Annotated in this window: 16 protein-coding genes; 7 read left to right on the plus strand and 9 right to left on the minus strand. The window is 71.9% G+C overall.

Annotated features, from left to right (window positions below):
* Positions 1-37: 37 nt before the first annotated feature.
* The 3 genes from F1721_RS30375 to edd form a co-directional block, all read right to left on the minus strand.
* Positions 38-1,384, minus strand: a complete 1,347-nt coding sequence (locus F1721_RS30375; RefSeq protein WP_150070261.1) for a polysaccharide deacetylase family protein — start codon at positions 1,382-1,384, stop codon at positions 38-40.
* Positions 1,385-1,521: 137 nt separating this feature from the next.
* Positions 1,522-2,145: a bifunctional 4-hydroxy-2-oxoglutarate aldolase/2-dehydro-3-deoxy-phosphogluconate aldolase gene (gene eda / locus F1721_RS30380; RefSeq protein WP_150070262.1), complete on the minus strand. Its 624-nt coding sequence runs from the start codon at positions 2,143-2,145 to the stop codon at positions 1,522-1,524.
* Between the two features lie 158 nt (positions 2,146-2,303).
* Positions 2,304-4,136 carry a phosphogluconate dehydratase gene (gene edd, locus F1721_RS30385; RefSeq protein WP_150070263.1) on the minus strand — a complete coding sequence of 611 codons (1,833 nt, stop codon included), beginning with the start codon at positions 4,134-4,136 and terminating at the stop codon, positions 2,304-2,306.
* A 178-nt stretch (positions 4,137-4,314) separates the two neighbouring features.
* Between edd and F1721_RS30390 the strand changes: the two genes are divergently transcribed.
* Both F1721_RS30390 and F1721_RS30395 read left to right on the plus strand, forming a co-directional pair.
* A complete protein-coding gene (locus F1721_RS30390; protein ID WP_150070264.1) occupies positions 4,315-4,926 on the plus strand; it encodes a substrate-binding periplasmic protein in 612 nt (203 codons plus the stop codon).
* Between the two features lie 163 nt (positions 4,927-5,089).
* Entirely contained in the window at positions 5,090-6,559 is a 1,470-nt protein-coding gene (locus F1721_RS30395; protein ID WP_150070265.1) for an MDR family MFS transporter, read from the plus strand.
* A 58-nt stretch (positions 6,560-6,617) separates the two neighbouring features.
* Here F1721_RS30395 and F1721_RS30400 read toward each other — a convergent pair whose 3' ends face one another.
* Complete coding sequence (locus tag F1721_RS30400) at positions 6,618-7,337, minus strand: TetR/AcrR family transcriptional regulator C-terminal domain-containing protein (RefSeq protein WP_150070266.1); 720 nt, start codon at positions 7,335-7,337, stop codon at positions 6,618-6,620.
* 9 nt (positions 7,338-7,346) lie between these two features.
* On the opposite strand from F1721_RS30400, the gene F1721_RS30405 reads away from it, so the two are divergent.
* Positions 7,347-8,849, plus strand: a complete 1,503-nt coding sequence (locus F1721_RS30405; protein ID WP_150070267.1) for an FAD-dependent oxidoreductase — start codon at positions 7,347-7,349, stop codon at positions 8,847-8,849.
* 55 nt (positions 8,850-8,904) lie between these two features.
* Here the strand turns inward: F1721_RS30405 and F1721_RS30410 are convergent, their stop codons facing one another.
* The 4 genes from F1721_RS30410 to F1721_RS30425 all read right to left on the minus strand — a co-directional run bounded on the left by F1721_RS30410 (position 8,905) and on the right by F1721_RS30425 (position 12,135).
* Positions 8,905-9,768, minus strand: coding sequence for an amino acid ABC transporter permease (locus tag F1721_RS30410; RefSeq protein WP_150070268.1), 864 nt, complete (start codon positions 9,766-9,768; stop codon positions 8,905-8,907).
* Positions 9,765-10,415, minus strand: a complete 651-nt coding sequence (locus F1721_RS30415; RefSeq protein ID WP_150070269.1) for an amino acid ABC transporter permease — start codon at positions 10,413-10,415, stop codon at positions 9,765-9,767. The genes F1721_RS30410 and F1721_RS30415 overlap by 4 nt, the downstream gene beginning before the upstream one ends.
* Positions 10,416-10,478: 63 nt before the next feature.
* On the minus strand, positions 10,479-11,378 hold the full coding sequence (locus F1721_RS30420; RefSeq protein ID WP_150070270.1) for a glutamate ABC transporter substrate-binding protein: 900 nt from the start codon (positions 11,376-11,378) through the stop codon (positions 10,479-10,481).
* Between the two features lie 28 nt (positions 11,379-11,406).
* Entirely contained in the window at positions 11,407-12,135 is a 729-nt protein-coding gene (locus tag F1721_RS30425) for an amino acid ABC transporter ATP-binding protein (protein WP_195141660.1), read from the minus strand.
* A gap of 242 nt (positions 12,136-12,377) precedes the next feature.
* Between F1721_RS30425 and miaB the strand changes: the two genes are divergently transcribed.
* Both miaB and F1721_RS30435 read left to right on the plus strand, forming a co-directional pair.
* Positions 12,378-13,853, plus strand: a complete 1,476-nt coding sequence (gene miaB / locus F1721_RS30430) for a tRNA (N6-isopentenyl adenosine(37)-C2)-methylthiotransferase MiaB (protein WP_150070272.1) — start codon at positions 12,378-12,380, stop codon at positions 13,851-13,853.
* Positions 13,854-13,858: 5 nt separating this feature from the next.
* Positions 13,859-14,317, plus strand: a complete 459-nt coding sequence (locus tag F1721_RS30435; RefSeq protein ID WP_246155406.1) for an Rv2732c family membrane protein — start codon at positions 13,859-13,861, stop codon at positions 14,315-14,317.
* Positions 14,318-14,408: 91 nt separating this feature from the next.
* On the opposite strand, the gene F1721_RS30440 is transcribed toward F1721_RS30435, so the two are convergent.
* Positions 14,409-15,734 carry a DUF349 domain-containing protein gene (locus tag F1721_RS30440; RefSeq protein ID WP_150070273.1) on the minus strand — a complete coding sequence of 442 codons (1,326 nt, stop codon included), beginning with the start codon at positions 15,732-15,734 and terminating at the stop codon, positions 14,409-14,411.
* A 485-nt stretch (positions 15,735-16,219) separates the two neighbouring features.
* Here F1721_RS30440 and F1721_RS30445 point away from each other — a divergent pair, with 485 nt between their 5' ends.
* Together F1721_RS30445 and miaA are read left to right on the plus strand one after the other, a co-directional pair.
* On the plus strand, positions 16,220-16,783 hold the full coding sequence (locus F1721_RS30445) for a class III extradiol ring-cleavage dioxygenase family protein (RefSeq protein WP_246155399.1): 564 nt from the start codon (positions 16,220-16,222) through the stop codon (positions 16,781-16,783).
* A gap of 34 nt (positions 16,784-16,817) precedes the next feature.
* Positions 16,818-17,729, plus strand: a complete 912-nt coding sequence (gene miaA / locus F1721_RS30450; protein ID WP_150070275.1) for a tRNA (adenosine(37)-N6)-dimethylallyltransferase MiaA — start codon at positions 16,818-16,820, stop codon at positions 17,727-17,729.
* Positions 17,730-17,731: the final 2 nt, after the last annotated feature.

Consider the following 17,731-nt stretch of genomic DNA (forward strand, 5'->3'; position numbering starts at 1 on the left):
GCACGGTGATCTCCGCGGACGGGAGTCCAGGCAGCTGTCAGCACATCCAGCGCAGCAGCGGCGTCCAGGGCAGGCGACCGCACAGCCGCTCGTGGCTGACCCGGGGGTGCTCCTGCAGCCCGTAGTCGTCGGTGGTCAGCGATCCCGGCGCGGACAGCGCGAGTCCGAAGCTCAACCCGGTCGTGCCGGGCGGTGCCGCCGGGGTCGTCCAGGTGGCCGCGGTCCACCCGGTCGCGGGGGAGAAGAACGGGCTGGTCGTCCAGTAGCGCCAGACCCCGGACCGGTCGCGGTAGTAGACGGCGAACTGCGTCGGCGCGGTCGACTTGTACCAGGCGCTGAGCGTGTAGGTGTTGTCCTCGTGCGCGGTCGGCGCCACCTCGCCCATGTCCATCCGCGGCAGGAGCTTGGCGTCGCCGTCGACGTAGTCGGCCAGGTCGAGCCGCTGCGCCCACCGGCCGCTGCGGGCGTCCGGCACTTGCGTCCACTTCGGACTGTTGTGCCCCCAGCTGCTGGTCACCCAGCCCCGCGGCCCGGGCTCCTCCAGCGACGCGTTCACCAGCCCGTGCGGTGCCGGGGACGGTGGGCGGGCCAGCGGGGCGGGCTCGCCGCCCACCACCTCGTCGACGGTGCGCACCACCGTCCCGTTGGCCTCGCGGGTGGACAGCCACGACGCGAACTGGTCCAGCACCCGCGGGCTGATCGACAGCGATCCGCAGAAGTCGCAGACCTGGTGCAGCACCAGCGGAACCCAGCCGCCGCCGTCGGCCTCCGCGTCGCGCACGAGCTGCTTGAGCTCCTCCAGCGTCCAGCTCGGATCGATCATGCCGGAGCCGCGCACGGCCATCGGGTTGCGCGGCGGCACGGTTTCCGCCGACGGGCAGGCGTCGCAGCCGCGCGCGTTCCGGATGCTGCCGGTGACGCGGGCGCTGGAGTAGCCGCAGTCCCGCACGGCCTGCTCGGCGCTGCGGTCGGGGGTGCCGAAGGGGTACGCGAAGGAGGTCGGGCGGAACCCCCAACCGGTGAGGTTGATGCGGTCCTGGCAGATCTCGCGCCGGAGCTCCTCCGGGCCGATGGCGCCGAGGTCGGGGTGGTTGACGGTGTGCCCGCCGATCTCGTGGCCCGCCGCGGCCATGCCGCGCAGGTCCTCCAGGCTGAGGTAGCCGGGCCGACCGATGGACCCGGAGACCACGTAGAACGTGCCGCGCATCCGGTGCTCGCTGAGGATCCGGGCACCGGCGGTCTGCGAGGCGGTCCCGTCGTCGACGGTGAAGCTCACCACCGTCCGGGGCGCCGGGGCGGCGTTGGACGGCGGGCTGAACCCCAGCACCAGCAGCACGACTCCGGCGCAGGTGAGGGTTCGGCGCAGCAGCTTCCTCGCATCCATCACCCAGACCACCAACCGGGATCGATCTACCCGACTCCCGGCACGCTACGGCCGTCGGCGGCGGTGGTGGATCCAGCGCGTGAGGTGCGCGCGCTACCCCGTTGTGCGGAGGTGGTGGCGCGCACCCGCGCGCTGGTTCAGCGCAGGGCGGCGGCTTCCCGGGCCAGCTGCTCGACCTTCGCCCAGTCGCCCGCGGCGAGCAGGTCCTTCGGGGCGAGCCAGGAACCGCCGACGCAGCCCACGTTCGGCAGCGCGAGGTAGTCCGGCGCGGTCCGCGGGCTGATGCCGCCGGTCGGGCAGAACCGCAGCTGCGGCAGCGGCCCGGCGATCGCCTTGAGGAACGGCACACCGCCGCTGGGTTCGGCGGGGAAGAACTTCATCGCGGTCGCCCCGCGCTCGGCCAGCCGCATGGCCTCGGACACCGTGCCCGCCCCGGCCAGGAACGGCACGCCGGAGGCCTCGACGTCGTCGAGCAGCCGCTCGGTGGTGCCCGGGGTGACCAGGTAGCGCGCCCCGGCGTCGGCGGCCCGCTTCGCCTGGCCCGGTTCGGTGATGGTGCCCGCCCCGGCGACCATCTCCGGGACCTCGGCGGCGATCCGCTCGATCGCGGGCAACCCGGCCGGGGTGCGCAGGGTGACCTCGATGGTCCGGATGCCGCCGCGCAGCAGCGCTTCGGCCAGCGGAACCGCGTGCGCGACGTCGTCCAGCGCCACGACCGGCACCACGGGCGAGAGGTCGAGCACGTCAGCTGCAGTGTTCATCAGGTGGTACGTCCGTTCTCAGTGCTTGCCGGGATTCCGAGGTGCGCGATTTCAATGGAAATCAGACGTCCGACTTCCGTTGAAATCGCACCCCTCGCTGGGCCGTCGGGGGGTCGTGAGCGCGTAACAGCGTTCGAACACTGTTACGCACTCACGACTCATGCTGGCACGTCTGAGGGCTGCGGCTGCAGCTGCGCGAAGACGCTCGCGCCGCGGTCGGCCCGGCCCACCGCCTGGCGGAAGGCCGAGAACAGCTCGCGGCCGGTGCCGAACGGCGCCCGGTCGGCACCCGGGGCGGGTTCCCGCGCGGCCAGCTCGTCGTCGGGCACCAGCAGTTCCAGCGTCCCGCGGTCGGCGTCGAGGCGGACCACGTCGCCGTCGCGCACCCGAGCGAGCGGACCGCCCGCGCTGGCCTCCGGGGTCAGCTGGATCGCCGCCGGGATCTTGCCGGAGGCACCGGACATCCGGCCGTCGGTGACCAGCGCGACCTGGTGGCCGCGGTCCATCAGCACGCCCAGCGCCGGGGTGAGGCCGTGCAGCTCGGGCATGCCGTTGGCCTGCGGCCCCTGGTTGCGGATCACCACCACGACGTCGTGGTCCAGCTCGCCCGCCCGGAACGCGGCGGTGAGCTCGTGCTGGTCGTCGAAGACCCGCGCCGGGGCGGTGACCGCGCGGTGCTCGGCGGCGACCGCGGACACCTTGATCACCGACCGCCCGAGGTTGCCCTCCAGCACCCGCAGCCCGCCGTCGGGCGCGAACGGGTCGTCGACCCCGCGCAGCACGTCCGGGTCCAGGCTCTCGCGGGGCGCGTCGCGCCACACCAGCTCGCCGTCCTCGAGGAACGGCTGCTGCCGGTAGCGGTCCAGGCCGGGCCCGGCGACGGTCTTGACGTCGGCGTGCAGCAGGCCCGCGTCCAGCAGCTGGCCGACCAGCGTCTGCACGCCGCCCGCCGCCGCGAAGTGGTTGATGTCGGCCGAGCCGTTCGGGTACACCTTCGCCAGCGACGGCACGACGGCGGACAGCTCGGAGAAGTCGTCCCAGGTCAGCTCGATGCCCGCGGCCGCAGCGATGGCGGGCAGGTGCAGCGTGTGGTTGGTGGAGCCGCCGGTGGCCAGCAGCGCGACCACGCCGTTGACGATGGCCCGCTCGTCCACGACCTCGCCGATCGGCGCGTCCAGCCCGACCACGCGCCGCGCGGCCTCCTCGGTGAGCGCCTTGCGCAGCGGGGTGCCCGGCGGCACGAAGCTCGACCCCGGCAGGTGCAGGCCCATGACCTCCACGACGAGCTGGTTGGAGTTCGCGGTGCCGTAGAAGGTGCAGGTGCCGGGGGAGTGGTAGGACGCCGACTCGGCCTCCAGCAGGTCCTCCCGGCTGGCCTTGCCCTCGGCGAACAGCTGCCGGATGCGGCTCTTCTCCCGGTTCGGCAGCCCGGAGGGCATCGGCCCGGCGGGCACCAGCACGGTCGGCAGGTGGCCGAAGGTCAGCGCGCCGATGAGCAGCCCCGGCACGATCTTGTCGCACACGCCGAGCAGCAGCGCCCCGTCGAACATCTCGTGGGACAGCGCGACACCGGTGGCCATCGCGATCACGTCGCGGGAGAACAGCGACAGCTCCATGCCGGTGCGGCCCTGGGTGATCCCGTCGCACATCGCGGGCACCCCGCCGGCGAACTGCGCGACCCCGCCCGCTTCCCGCACCGCGTCCTTGATCCACGCCGGGAACTCGGCGTAGGGCTGGTGCGCGGAGAGCATGTCGTTGTAGGCCGACACGATCGCGACACCGGGCTTCACCGCGCCGCGCACGGCGAGCCGGTCGGGACCGCTGCACGCGGCGAAGCCGTGCGCGAGGTTGCTGCACGGCAGTTCGGTGCGGGCCGGGCCGACGGCGGCTGCAGCGCGGATGCGCTCCAGGTAGGCGGCGCGCGTCGGTGCGCTGCGCTCCGCGATGCGTTCGGTGACCTGCTGGACGACGTGCTGCACTGACCGCGCCATGGATCGCCTCCCGATGGAACTCCGAAACCGGGCGACAACATTGGCGCCACATGACGGCAATCACACTAACGGGTGTGTCCTGGATTTCACAATCGATCCAGCTTCCCGGGATTCCGCCCCCGCGCTGTCGGACCCGTGCGCGATCATTGGCCGCAGCGGGCGAGAGGGAGGAGCGGTGATGCGGATTCGCGTACTGGCGCTGGTGTCGTTGACCGCCGTGCTGGCGGGCTGCGGTCAGGGCGCGGAGATCACGCAGAACGCGGTGCCTCCGCAGCCGCCCGCCCCCGCCACGTCCGCCGCGCCACCGGCGCCGGAGGCGGGCACTTCGGTGGAGCTGTCCACCTCGCCGACCCTGGTGCAGATCCAGCAGCGCCGCCGGATGCTGGTCGGGGTCCGCATCGACGCCCCGCCCGCCTTCCTCAGCCGCGACCCGGCGGGCGGCTACCAGGGCTTCGACGCGGAGATCGCGCGCGATCTCGCCCAGCGCATCGGCCTGCAGCCCGGCGCCGTGCAGTTCCGGCGCCTGCCGCCGACGCAGCTGCGCGACGCGGTGCTGTCCGGTGACGTCGACCTGCTGCTCGGCGGCACGGCCGACGTCCCGCAGCTGGCCGCGGTCGGCCCGTACGTGATCACCGACTCCGAGCGGAACGTGGTGATCAAGGCCGACGACCAGCTGCTGGCCGAGGAGCTGCAGCGGATGCTCGACGCCGCCGTAGCCGACGGGTCATGGCAGCGCGCCTACGACGCGACCCTCGGCGCGGCCGGGATCGAGGCCCGCCCCGGTTCCTGATCCCGCGCCGCGAAGTGAGCTTGCCTGCTCTTCGGCGAAAAGCACGTGCCGATTCCGCGGCGGATGAGCAGACTCGAACCCGACGTCGCGTTCGACGACGGTGCGGTCCCGATCGGACTGCGCCGGTCGGACCGATCGATTACTTGCGAGGTGCAACCCGACCATGACCGATTCCGCGACAGCGGACGTCGCCCGCGGCACCACACCACCGCGGGCGCCAGTGCTGATAGGTGTGCTGGTCGTCTCGGCCTTTGTGATGATCCTCAACGAGACGATCCTGAGCGTCGCGCTGCGCGACCTCACCGTCGACCTCGAGGTCAGCACCACGACGGTGCAGTGGCTGACCAGCGGTTTCCTGCTGACCATGGCCGTGGTCATCCCGACCACGGGCTTCCTGCTGGAGCGGTTCACCCCGCGCCAGATCTTCCTGGCCGCCCAGTCGCTGTTCAGCGCGGGCACCCTGCTCAGCGCGCTCGCGCCGGGCTTCGAGGTGCTGCTGGTGGGCCGCGTCGTGCAGGCGTGCGGGACGGCGGTGATGGTGCCGCTGCTGATGACCTCGGTGATGCGCCTGGTCCCGGCCGACAAGCGCGGCGCGACGATGGGCACGATCACCATCGTGATCGCGGTGGCCCCGGCGATCGGCCCGACCATCGGCGGTGCGGTGCTGGGCTCGCTGGGCTGGCGCTGGATGTTCTGGATCGTGCTGCCTTTGGCGCTGCTCGCGCTGGCCATCGGCGCGGTCTGGATGCGCCTGGACAGCGAGACGCGGGCGGTGCCGCTGGACCTGTTCTCGGTGCTGCTGTCGGCGCTGGGCTTCGGCGGTCTGCTCTACGGCCTGTCCTCGATCGGTGAGTCCGGCGGGGAGCACCAGGTGGCGCCGTGGATCCCGATCGCGGTCGGCGTGGTCTCGCTGGCCGGGTTCGCGGCGCGGCAGATGCGCCTGCAGCGCCAGGACCGGGCCCTGCTGGACCTGCGCCCGCTGGCCAACCGCTCCTTCGGCATCGCGCTGCTGCTGAGCGCCCTGCTGTTCATGTGCCTGCTGGGGGCGGGCGCGATCCTGCTGCCGCTGTACCTGCAGACCGTCCTGCACGCGACGACGTTCGTCAGCGGTCTGGCGGTGCTGCCGGGCGGTCTGGTGCTGGGTCTGCTGGGGCGCCCGGTGGGCCGGTTGTTCGACCGGTTCGGCGCGCGCCCGCTGGTGATTCCGGGTGCGGCGGCCATGGCCGTGTCGCTGTGCCTGTTCGCCACCCTGGGCCCGGACTCGCCGCTGGCCGCGGTCATCGCGATCCACATCGTGCTCATGGGCGGCCTCGGCCTGATGATGACCCCGCTGATGACCGCGTCCCTGAGCGCGCTGCCCGACCACCTCTACTCGCACGGCAGCGCGATCCTGGCGACCCTCCAGCAGGTCGCGGGCGCGTTCGGCACGGCGGTGTTCGTCACCGTCTCCGCCCTGGCCAGCACCGGCACCTCCGGTGCCCCGGACGCGGCGGGGCTGCGCACGGCGTTCATCGTGGCCGGTGGCATCGGCGTGCTGGCGTTCGTGACGTCGCTGTTCGTCCGGACGCCGAACACCGCGCCGTCCGACGAGGCGGCGGAGGAACCCGGCAAGGAGCCGACCCCGGTGCACTGACCGGCACTCCGGCGAACGGCCCGCTCACCACGACCAGGTGAGCGGGCCGTTTCCGCTCTCAGCGCGCTTCGGCGAGCCGCTGCAGGCCGTCGAGCTGCCACTCCAGCTGCTGCTCGAAGGTCACCACCTCGGCCATCGGGTCCGGCTCGTTCAACCAGCGGATGTAGTGCGGGTACTCGCCGTCCGCCGCGATCCGCTCCAGGTAGGGCTGCGCGGCCTCGGCCAGCTCGGCGTCGGAGGTGAGCCCGGTGCGCTGGCGCATGGCGAGCTCCTCCAGCAGCGCGAGCCCGGAGCCGAAGACCTGCCCGAGGACCGTGTTGATGAACCCGACGCGGGCGGCAGCCGGGAGGCCGAGCTCCTCGACCGCGGCGAAGGCGGAGTCGTAGAGGCGCAGCGCGTTCGGGCCCAGCGGCGGGCGGCTGAACGCCAGCCGCGCGAACCACGGGTGCCGTTGCACCGCGGCCCACGCGGAAAGTCCCATCTCGCGAAGGCAGGCCCGCCAGTCGCCGGGCGGTGGCACGGTGATCTCGCCGTAGATCTCGTCGACCATCAGGTCGGTCAGCCCGTCCTTGCTGCCGACGTAGCGGTACAGCGCCATCGGGCTGCGCGAGCCGAGCCGGTTCGCGATGGCCCGCATCGTGATCTCGCCCGACGAGCTCTCGTCGGCCAGCGCGATCGCGGCGGCGACGACGCGTTCGCGGCTGAGCTGTTCGGTGGCCGGTGGGGGCGGCGGCTCGTCGAACCAGACCAGGCCGCCCGGTGGTTTAGCAGCGTTCATTTGCCACGGATGGTAGCCGGGTGTACAACGTACATCGTGAATGTACAAAGTACACGCGAGTGTCAGGTCCTGGTGGTGGGTGGCGGCCTGGTCGGTCTGACGACCGCGCTGGTCCTGCGCCACCACGGCGTCGACGTGACTCTCGTGGAGAAGCGCGCGACGACCTCGCCGCAACCCAAGGCCCGCCGGTTCCACGTGCGCAGCATGGAGATCTTCCGCGAGCTCGGGCTCGCCGAGACGGTCCGCGAGGCCGCGCGCGACCTCGCCGAGCACGACCGCATGGCGGTCGGGCGGACGCTCGTCGAAGCCCGGCAGCTGCCGCTGCGGCATCCCACCGGCTCGGCCGGGGAACCGATCGAGATCAGCCCGGAACTGCCCTGCCTGGTCGCCCAGGACGTGCTGGAACCGGTCCTGCGGCAGGCGGCCCAGGACGCCGGGGCGTGCGTGCGGTTCCGCACCGAGCTGACCTCGTTCGCCCAGGACGCCGACGGAGTCCGGGCCGAGCTGCACGACCACCGGACGGGGCGGAGCAGCCAGCTCCGGGCGTCTTTCGCGGTCGCCGCCGACGGCGCGCGCAGTCCGGTGCGATCCGCGCTCGGCATCGACCGCTCGGGTCGCGGCGCCGTCGGCGGGCCCAACGTCAACGTCTACTTCCACGCCGACCTGTCCGATGTGGTCCGCGGCCGGGAGTTCAACCTCTGCCAGCTGGAGCACCCGGCCGCACCGGGTGCGCTGGCCTCGGTGGACGGCCGGTTCCGGTGGGTGTTCATGGCGAGCGGGGGCGAGGTCGAGCGGGATTGGCCCGCGCTGCTGCGCACCGTGCTCGGCGTGCCCGCGCCCGACCTCGAAGTCCGCAGCGTCCTGCCCTGGCGACCGGAGATGCTGGTCGCCGACCGCTATTCGGACGGCCGGGTGCACCTGGCGGGGGACGCCGCCCACGTGATGCCGCCGTTCGCCGCGCTCGGCGCGAACACCGGCATCGCCGACGCGCACAACCTCGGCTGGAAGCTCGCCGCGGTGCTGTCCGGCGAGGCCGCGCCCGCGCTGCTGGACAGCTACGACGCCGAGCGGCGCCCGGCCGGGTGGTTCGCCGCCGACCAGTCGAGCCGACGGCAGCTGGACGTGACGGCCGAGCCCGACCCGACGCTGGCCGACCCGTTCGTGCTGGCCGCGGGCGGCTACCAGTACCCGGCCGGAGCGTTCGCGGACGGCCCGGTCGAGGTCGAACCGGTCACCGAGTTCGCCCCGGCCGGGCGGATCGCCACCCGCATCCCGCACCGCTGGCTCGATCCCGGCCTGTCCACCCTGGACATCGCGGGCCCGGGCTGGGCGCTCGCGGTGTCCGACGACCCGCGGCGCTGGGCGGCGAACGACCTCCCGGTCCACCGCCTGGACGCCGACTTCCTGGCTCCGGGGGAGGCGCTGCTGATCCGCCCCGACGACGTGATCGCCTGGCGCGGCACCGACCCCACCGCCCCCGCCGAGGTCCGCGAGAAGCTGCTGGCCGGGTGAACGCAAGAGCACCTCCGACCGGTGCGGCCGGAGGTGCTCTTCGCGGTGGCGGGGCTCAGTCGCCGGCGGTGGTCTCCGCCAGCGGCTTCGCGGCCGGGGCCAGCTGCCTGGTCTTCTTCGTCCGGCGGTTGCGCCGGTCCAGGTAGGTGGCGAACCACGTCAGCAGCAGGCACATCGAGATGTAGATCGCCGCCACCACCAGGCTCACCGGGATGATCGGCCGGTCCAGCGTCGGGATGCCGCCGAGGTAGCGCGCGTAGTACAGCAGCTCCTGGTAGGTGATCAGGAAGCCGAGCGCGCTGTCCTTGAGCAGCACCACCAGCTGGCTGACGATCGCGGGCAGCATCATGCGCACCGCCTGCGGCAGCACCACGGTCCGCATGACCTGGTTCTTGCGCATGCCGATCGAGTAGGCGGCCTCGGTCTGCCCCTTCGGCAGCGCGGCCACCCCGGCCCGGAACACCTCGGCCAGCACCGAGCCGTTGTACAGCGTCAGGCCGAGCACGACCGACCAGTACTGGCCGAAGTTCACGCCCAGCGCCGGCGCCGCGTAGTACAGGAAGAAGATCAGGATGACCAGCGGGATCGCGCGGAAGAGCTCCACGACCGCCCCGCACGGCACCCGGATCCAGGAGTGGTCGGAGAGCCGCCCGAGCGCGAACACCGCGCCGAACACCAGGGCCAGCACCGCACCCATCAGGAACGCCCGCACGGTGTTCCACAGCGCGCCGAGCAGCTCCAGCTGGATCTGCTCGTAGAGCAGCCACTCCCACTTGCTCGCGTCGAACTGCCCGGTCTGGTAGAAGCGCAGCACCACGTAACCCAGCAGGCCCAGCACCACGACCGTGCTGATGATGCTGATCAGCCGGTTGCGCGCGCGGGCGCGCGGACCGGGGGTGTCGAACAGGACGCTGCTCATCGGGACACGCTCCACCGTTTCTCGAAGCTGCGCTGCACCAGGGTCAGCGGGATGACCAGGATCAGGAACCCGACGGCGATCCAGATGAAGGCGTTGGTCGTCGGCTCACCCTGCTCGTTGAGGAACGGGATGACCGAGCCGACCTCGTTCACGCTGAACCCGGCCGCGACCGTGGTGTTCTTCAGCAGCGCGATCAGCACGCTGACCAGCGGCGGAACCGTGGCGCGGAACGCCTGCGGCAGGATCACGTTGGTCAGCGACTGGCCGAAGCCGAGCCCGATGGAGCGCGCCGCCTCGGCCTGCCCGACCGGGACGGTGTTGATCCCGGAGCGCAGCACCTCGCAGACGAACGCCGAGGTGTAGATCGTCAGCGCGATCACCGCGGCGGTGAAGAACGGGAACTGGATCAGCTCCAGCTTGGGGTAGGCGAAGACGAAGAAGAAGAACACCAGCGTCAGCGGGGTGTTGCGCAGCAGCGTCACGTACCCGGTGCCGACCGCCCGCAGCGCCGGGATCGGGCTGACCCGCAACGTGGCCAGGATCGTGCCCAGCACCAGCGAGCCCACCGCGGACAGCAGGAAGAGCTCGATGGTGCGCAGGAAACCCCTGGCGAGGACGTCGCCGTACTCCACCAAGATGTCGAACAATGCGTACTCCAGGAGGAATCGGATGCCCGGGGCTCGGTGCGGCCCCGGGCATCCGATGACGGATCAGTAGCGGTCCACCTTGGGGGGCTCGGCGGTGCTGCCCGACTTGCCGAGGGTCGCGTCGTAGACGCGCTTCCACTCGCCGCTGCTGGCCGCCTGCTCCAGGATGTCGTTGATCTTGCCGCGCAGCGCGGTGTCGTCGCGGGACAGGCCGACGCCGTAGGGCTCCTCGGAGAACGGCTTGCCGACGACTTTCAGCTTGTCCGGGTCCTGGGCCGCGTAGCCCTTGAGGATGGCGTCATCCGTGGTCACCGCGTCGATCTGGCCGTCCAGCAGCTGCTGCACGCACTCGGAGTAGCGCTGGAACTCGACGATGTTCTGCGGCTCGGTCAGCTGCTCGCTCTTGACCTTCTGGATCGGCGTCGACCCGGTCGCCGAGCAGACCTTCTTGCCCTTGATCGACTCCTTGCCGGTGATGTCGGTGTTGTCCGCGCGGACCAGCAGGTCCTGCCCGGCCAGGTAGTACGGCCCGGCGAACCCGACCTGCTCCTTGCGCTTGTCGTTGATCGTGTAGGTGCCGACGTAGTAGTCCACCTCGCCGGTGGAGATCGCCTGCTCGCGCGCGGTGGACGGGATCGGCTTGTAGTCGATCTGGGTGTTCGGGTCGAACCCGAGCTGCGCGGCGATCATCCGGGCGATCTCGATGTCGAAGCCGGAGTACTGGTTGGTCACCGGGTCGCGGAAGCCCAGCCCCGGCTGGTCCTCCTTGACGCCGATGGTGACCCTGCCCTTCTGCTTCATCCGGTCGAACGTCGGCGAACCCGCGACCTGCACGTTCTGCGCGACGTCCTGCTGGACCTGCTGGTCACCGCCGCCGGGCCCGCCCTCGCGGCCGCAGCCGGTCAGGGCCAGCGCCAGGGAGGCGGCCAGCACGGTCACCAACCGCATCTTCTTGGCTCGCATTACCTCTGCCTTTCTCCGCAGTGGGCAATCAGTGGGTGAGGATCTTGCCGAGGAAGTCCTTGGCGCGGTCGCTCTTCGGGTGGTCGAAGAACGCGTCCGGCTCGGCGTCCTCGACCACCTCGCCGTCGGCCATGAACAGCACCCGGTGCGCGGCCCGGCGCGCGAAGCCCATCTCGTGCGTGACGACCAGCATGGTCATGCCCTCGGCGGCGAGGTCGGTCATGACGTCCAGCACCTCGTTGACCATCTCCGGGTCCAGCGCCGAGGTCGGCTCGTCGAACAGCATCACCTTCGGCTTCATCGCCAGCGCCCGCGCGATCGCGACGCGCTGCTGCTGGCCGCCGGAGAGCTGCGCCGGGTACTTCTCGGCCTGGTTGGCGATGCCGACCCGCTCCAGCAGCTGCAGGGCGGTGTCCCGCGCCGCGTCCTTGCTCTGCTTGCGGACCTTGACCGGCCCCAGCGTGACGTTCTCCAGGATCGTCTTGTGCGCGAAGAGGTTGAACTGCTGGAACACCATGCCGACGTCGGCGCGCAGCTCGGCCAGCGCCCGGCCCTCGGCGGGCAGCGGGACCCCGTCGATCTCGATGCGACCCGAGTTGATCGGCTCCAGCCGGTTGATCGCCCGGCACAGCGTCGACTTGCCGGAACCGGAGGGGCCGAGGACCACCACGACCTGCCCGCGGGGGACTTCCAGGTCGATCTCCCGCAGCACGTGCAAGGAACCGAAGTACTTGTCGACCGCGGACATCCGGATCATCGGAGTGTCCGTGGAAGCTGCGGTCATGCGAACTCCTGAACGCATCAAAGTGGATTCGTTGGCCGAAACCTAAGCCTCATTCGGGGGATAGTCCAGACGGAACGGACCAAGCGATGTTGCAACTAGGTTACGCTCCGCAGTCGCTTTTCGTGGGTGATCACTGACGCTCGGTAGTCGAACCGGGCAGGGCGTGCGCGCCGGGCGGGTGAATCCGCGATCTGACCAGGCGCTACCGTGGAACGGTGAGCACGAGGACGTACGAGATCCGCACCTTCGGCTGCCAGATGAACGTGCACGATTCGGAGCGGCTCGCGGGCATGTTGGAGGACGCCGGGTACGTGCGCGCCGGTTCGGGCGACGCCGACGTGGTCGTGTTCAACACCTGCGCGGTGCGGGAGAACGCGGACAACCGCCTCTACGGCACGCTCGGCCACATGCGCCCGGCCAAGGACCGCAACCCGAACATGCAGATCGCGGTGGGCGGCTGCCTGGCGCAGAAGGACCGGGACACGATCGTCAAGCGCGCCCCGTGGGTGGACGTCGTGTTCGGCACCCACAACCTCGGCTCGCTGCCGACGCTGCTGGAGCGCGCCCGGCACAACGACGAGGCCGAGGTCGAGATCCTCGAAGCGCTCGACGTCTTCCCCTCCACGCTGCCCGCCCGCCGCGAGTCGGCCTACTCCGGCTGGGTGTCGGTGTCGGTCGGCTGCAACAACACCTGCACCTTCTGCATCGTGCCTGCGCTGCGCGGCAAGGAGAAGGACCGCCGTCCCGGCGAGATCCTCGCCGAGGTGCAGGCGCTGGTGTCCGAGGGCGTGCTCGAGGTGACGCTGCTGGGGCAGAACGTCAACGCCTACGGCGTCGAGTTCGGCGACCGCTTCGCGTTCGGCAAGCTGCTGCGCTCCTGCGGCGAGATCGAGGGCCTGGAGCGGGTCCGCTTCACCTCGCCGCACCCGCGCGACTTCACCGACGACGTGATCGAGGCGATGGCGGAGACGCCGAACGTCTGCCCGCAGCTGCACATGCCGCTGCAGTCCGGCTCCGACCGGATCCTCAAGGCGATGCGCCGCTCCTACCGCTCCGAGCGGTACCTGAACATCCTGCGCAACGTGCGCGAGGCGATGCCCGACGCGGCGATCACCACCGACATCATCGTCGGCTTCCCCGGCGAGACCGAGGAGGACTTCGAGGCGACGATGGAGGTCGTCCGGCAGGCCCGGTTCTCCAGCGCGTTCACCTTCCAGTACTCCAAGCGGCCCGGCACCCCCGCCGCGGACCTGCCCGACCAGCTGCCCAAGGAGGTCGTCCAGCAGCGCTACGACCGGCTGGTCGAGCTGCAGAACGAGATCTCCTGGGAGGAGAACAAGAAGCTCGTCGGCCGCCCGGTGGAGCTGCTGGTCGCCGAGGGCGAGGGGCGCAAGGACGCGGAGACCCACCGGCTCTCCGGCCGGGCCCGCGACGGGCGGCTGGTGCACTTCACCCCGACCGGCGCCGTCGACCGCGAGGTCCGGCCCGGCGACGTCGTGCACACCACCATCACCCGCGCCGCCCCGCACCACCTGGTCGCCGACACCGACATCAGCTCGCACCGGCGCACCCGGGCGGGCGACCACTGGGAGGAGGGCGTGCGGCCGAAGACCTCGGGCGTGACGCTCGGCCTGCCGTCCTTCGGGGCACCGGCCCCGCAGCCGATCGCGGAACAGGGATGTGCGTGTTGAGCGGAGTGCAGGACGTGATGATGAGCGACGCCAAGAGCGAGCGGCCGCAGTCGGCTCTGCTCCGCCGCATCGACCCGGGCGCCCGAGCGCTGGTGATCGCCTCGGTGATGCTGGTGCTGGTCCTGTCCTCGCTGCTGCCCTGGGCCGGTGACGCCGCGGGCTGGGAGGTGCTGACCGGTCAGGCGGACCCGGCGCTCAAGATCGGCCTGCTGCCGTGGCTGTTCGCGCTCAACTCCACGATCGTCGGCCTGGGCGTCGGCGCGCTGGCGCTGATCACCCGCCGCTGGGTGTTCGCCTTCGTCGCGGCGATGGCCGGGATGGTGGTGTCCTTCGAGGGCGTGATCGCGATCTGGTCCCGCCAGACCAGCGGCCAGCACGGCCCGGCGCTCGGCCTGATCCTCGCGGCGGTCTGCATGATCGTCCTGGCCGTCCAGTGGATGAAGATCATCTGGACCCGCGACTGATCCTCGCAACGTGAAAGGGCCCCTCCGACGCGTCGGAGGGGCCCTTCGCTTCGGGGCCTGCGCGCCGCCGCGTGACGGCGCGAGCCCGCGGCTACCGGCTGGCGATCGCCTGCTCCGCAGCCGCCAGCCACTCCCGCCACTGGTCGGCCTGCTCCTGCGCCTTCTTCGCGCGGCGCTCGTCGCCCGCGGCCCGCGCCTTCTCGGCCTGCGCCTCGAACTGCTCGACCCGCTCGCGGAACTGGTCGACCCGGGCCTGCGCCTCCGGGTCGGTGCGCCGCCACTGCTGGTCCGCGGCGGCGCGGACCTTGTCGCCCACCGCCCGCAGCCGACCCTCCAGCTCGCGCATCCGCTCGCGCGGCACCTTGCCGATCTCGTCCCACCGCTCCTGGATGCGGTGCAGGTGCGCTTGGGCGGCCTTGAGGTCGGCGGACGGGTCGATCTGCTCGGCCTCGACGAGCAGCTCCTCCTTCAGCTTCGCGTTCGCGGCGAACTCGGCGTCGCGCTCGGAGAACGCCTCCGAGCGGCGGCTGAAGAACCGGTCCTGCGCGGCGCGGAACCGCTGCCACAGCGCCTCGTCGCTGTCCTTGGGCGCGCGCCCGGCCGCCTTCCACTCCGCCATCAGCTGCTTGTAGCGGTTCGCCGTTTCGCCCCAGTCGGTCGACTCGGTCAGCGACTCGGCCTCCTCGACGAGTTCCTGCTTGCGGGCCTTGGACGCCGCGCGCTGCCGGTCGAGCTCGGCGAAGTGCGAGCCCCGGCGGCGGCTGAACGCGTCGCGCGCCTTGGAGAACCGCCGCCACAGCTGCTCGTCGGTCTTCCGGTCGACCCCGCGGACCTTCTTCCACTCCTCGAGGATCTCCCGCAGCCGGTCGCCCGCGCTCTTCCAGTGCGTGGCCTCGGCGGCGATCTGCTCGGCCTCGGCGACCAGCGCCTCCTTGCGCGCGATGGCGTCCGCGCGGGCCTGCTCCTTCTCGTGCTTCGCGCCTTCGACCGCCCGCTCGGCCCGCGCCAGCAGGTGCTCGATCCGGGCGGCCAGCGCCGCCAGGTCGCCCACCACCGCAGCGTCGGCCAGCGACTCGTGGAGGTGCTTGGCGCTGGTCAGGGTGTGCTTCGGGTCGCCGGCGCGGGAGCTCAACCGGGTCTCCAGCAGCTCGACCTCGGTGAGCAGGTCGTCGAACTTGCGGGCGTAGAGGGCCAGGCCCTCGGCGGCGTCACCGGCCTGCCAGGAGCCGATCGCCCGCTCGCCGTCGGCGGTGCGGACGTAGACCGTGCCGTCGGCGTCCACCCGGCCCCACTTGGTGGGATCGCTGGACGCGGTCGGTACCGCGGGCGCGGCCGTGGTTGACCCGGTGGTGCCGGTGGTCGAGTCCTCGGTCGCCTTGTTCGCGACCGGCTCGGGGGTCGTGTCCTGGTGCGTCATGGCCGGCTTCCTCCTTGCGTGCCCGCTCCGATGCCCGTGCCAGGCACGGGCGCCCCGCGTGGACGGGGCCCAGCAAGCGGCGACCCGAACCCATCGGCGGTCCGGCCTCCGCTGGCGCATTCAAACAGGTCAGGGCGCGAATCGGTACTCCGTCGCGAAATCGACGCGCCGGAGCAGCGGCGAACCTCGGCGCGCGGCCTCCGCAGCGATCCTGTGACCTGCACGGCTTCATTGTCATCAAGCACCTGTTCGGGTGCAGCGGGCAGGGGTGGACAAGCTCGTGTCGCCGCCGGTCGCGGCTCCCCGCTCCGTCCCATCCGCCAGTGCCTCTACCGTGCACAGATGTGATCACCTGTGTCGCTGTGGTGCCGTACCCGCCGTTGCTGGTCCCCGCGCTGACCGTGCGCGCCGACGCGGAAACCGCGCGGTTGCGGGGCGCCTGTTCGCGCGCCGTGTCCAGTCTGACTGAATGTGCAGCCGAATGGGTGGCCGTTGGCGCAGATCGGTCCGGACCGACCGTGCTCGGCCCGGACTCCGCGGGCACCTTCGAGGGGTTCGGCGCGGACGTCCGGGTGACGTTGGGCGGCACCGCGCCGACGGACCCGGCGCTCCCGCTCCCGGCCCTGATCACCGGTCTGCTGCGCGAGCAGGCCGGTGCCAGGTCCGCCTCGGTGCGCCTGCTCGCCCCGGACACCCCGGCGGAGGAGAGCCGACGGCTCGGCGAGTCGCTGGCGGCGGAGTCCACCGGCCTGCTGGTCCTGGCGGACGGCACCAACTGCTCGGACGAGCGCTCGCCCCACCCGCCCGACGAACGCGCCGGACAGCTCGACGAGCAGATCCGCACGGCGCTGGCCGAGGTCGACACCAACCGCCTGCGGGACCTGGACCCCCGGCTGTGCGCCGAGCTCGGCGTCGAGGGCCGCGCCGCGCTCCAGGTGCTGCCGGGAGTCGTGGCGGCCAGCGGCGGAACCTGGCGCGGCGAGCTCCTGTACTCGGCGACCCCGCACGGCGTCACCTACCACGTCGCGACCTGGACCCGGCAGCCCTGACCGCAGGCCGATGGGGAGGAACTAGGGTCGAGGGGTGCAGTGCCTTCCCCACCTGGTGGCGATCGTCGGTCCCACCGCCACCGGCAAGTCGGACCTGGCCGTGGAGCTCGCGCAGGACATCGGCGGCGAAGTGATCAACGCCGATGCCATGCAGCTCTACCGGGGGATGGACATCGGCACCGCCAAGCTCACCGAGGCCGAGCGCCGGGGCGTCCCGCACCACCTGCTCGACGTCCTCGACGTCACCGAGACCGCGTCGGTCGCGGCCTACCAGCGGCACGCCCGCGCCGCCGTCGAGGACGTCCTCGCCCGGAACCGCACCCCGATCCTGGTCGGCGGTTCCGGGCTCTACGTGCAGGCCGTGATCGACGACCTCACCTTCCCCGGCACCGACCCGGAGGTCCGGCGCAAGTACGAGGCGGAGCTGGCGCAGGTCGGCCCCGCCGCGCTGCACCGGCGGCTGGCGGAGCTGGACCCGGCGGCCGCCGCGGCGATCCTGACCAGCAACGGGCGGCGCATCGTGCGGGCGCTGGAGGTCATCGAGATCACCGGCGAGCCGTTCTCGGCGAACCTGCCGACGCCCGGGCCGCCGCGCTACGGAGCGGTGCTGCTGGGCCTGGACCGCCCGGTCGAGGCCCTCGACGAGCGCGTCGACCTGCGCGTCACCCGCATGTTCGACGCCGGGCTGGTCGAGGAGGTCCGCCACCTGGAGAAGGTCGGGTTGCGCGAGGGGCGCACCGCCAGCCGCGCCCTCGGCTACCAGCAGGTCCTGGCCGAGCTCGACGGGGACGAGGACATGGCGGCCGCCGCGGCCGAGACCGCGAAGCTGACCCGACGCTTCGTCCGGCGGCAGCGCTCCTGGTTCCGCCGCGACGACCGGATCCGCTGGTTCGACGCCGCCGACCCGGCCCTGGCCTCCGACGTCCGGGCCGCGCTCGCTCCGTAGAC

It is taken from the genome of Saccharopolyspora hirsuta (assembly GCF_008630535.1).
Taxonomy (GTDB): domain Bacteria; phylum Actinomycetota; class Actinomycetes; order Mycobacteriales; family Pseudonocardiaceae; genus Saccharopolyspora; species Saccharopolyspora hirsuta.

Excerpts from the sequence above, each read along its gene's own strand:
- F1721_RS30440 (WP_150070273.1), bottom strand. The coding sequence starts at position 15,734 with ATGACGCACCAGGACACGACCCCCGAGCCGGTCGCGAACAAGGCGACC.
- F1721_RS30420 (WP_150070270.1), bottom strand. The coding sequence starts at position 11,378 with ATGCGAGCCAAGAAGATGCGGTTGGTGACCGTGCTGGCCGCCTCCCTG.
- edd (WP_150070263.1), bottom strand. The coding sequence starts at position 4,136 with ATGGCGCGGTCAGTGCAGCACGTCGTCCAGCAGGTCACCGAACGCATC.
- eda (WP_150070262.1), bottom strand. The coding sequence starts at position 2,145 with ATGAACACTGCAGCTGACGTGCTCGACCTCTCGCCCGTGGTGCCGGTC.
- F1721_RS30425 (WP_195141660.1), bottom strand. The coding sequence starts at position 12,135 with ATGATCCGGATGTCCGCGGTCGACAAGTACTTCGGTTCCTTGCACGTG.
- F1721_RS30400 (WP_150070266.1), bottom strand. The coding sequence starts at position 7,337 with ATGAACGCTGCTAAACCACCGGGCGGCCTGGTCTGGTTCGACGAGCCG.
- F1721_RS30375 (WP_150070261.1), bottom strand. The coding sequence starts at position 1,384 with ATGGATGCGAGGAAGCTGCTGCGCCGAACCCTCACCTGCGCCGGAGTC.
- F1721_RS30390 (WP_150070264.1), top strand. The coding sequence starts at position 4,315 with ATGCGGATTCGCGTACTGGCGCTGGTGTCGTTGACCGCCGTGCTGGCG.
- F1721_RS30410 (WP_150070268.1), bottom strand. The coding sequence starts at position 9,768 with ATGAGCAGCGTCCTGTTCGACACCCCCGGTCCGCGCGCCCGCGCGCGC.
- F1721_RS30395 (WP_150070265.1), top strand. The coding sequence starts at position 5,090 with ATGACCGATTCCGCGACAGCGGACGTCGCCCGCGGCACCACACCACCG.
- F1721_RS30405 (WP_150070267.1), top strand. The coding sequence starts at position 7,347 with ATGGTAGCCGGGTGTACAACGTACATCGTGAATGTACAAAGTACACGC.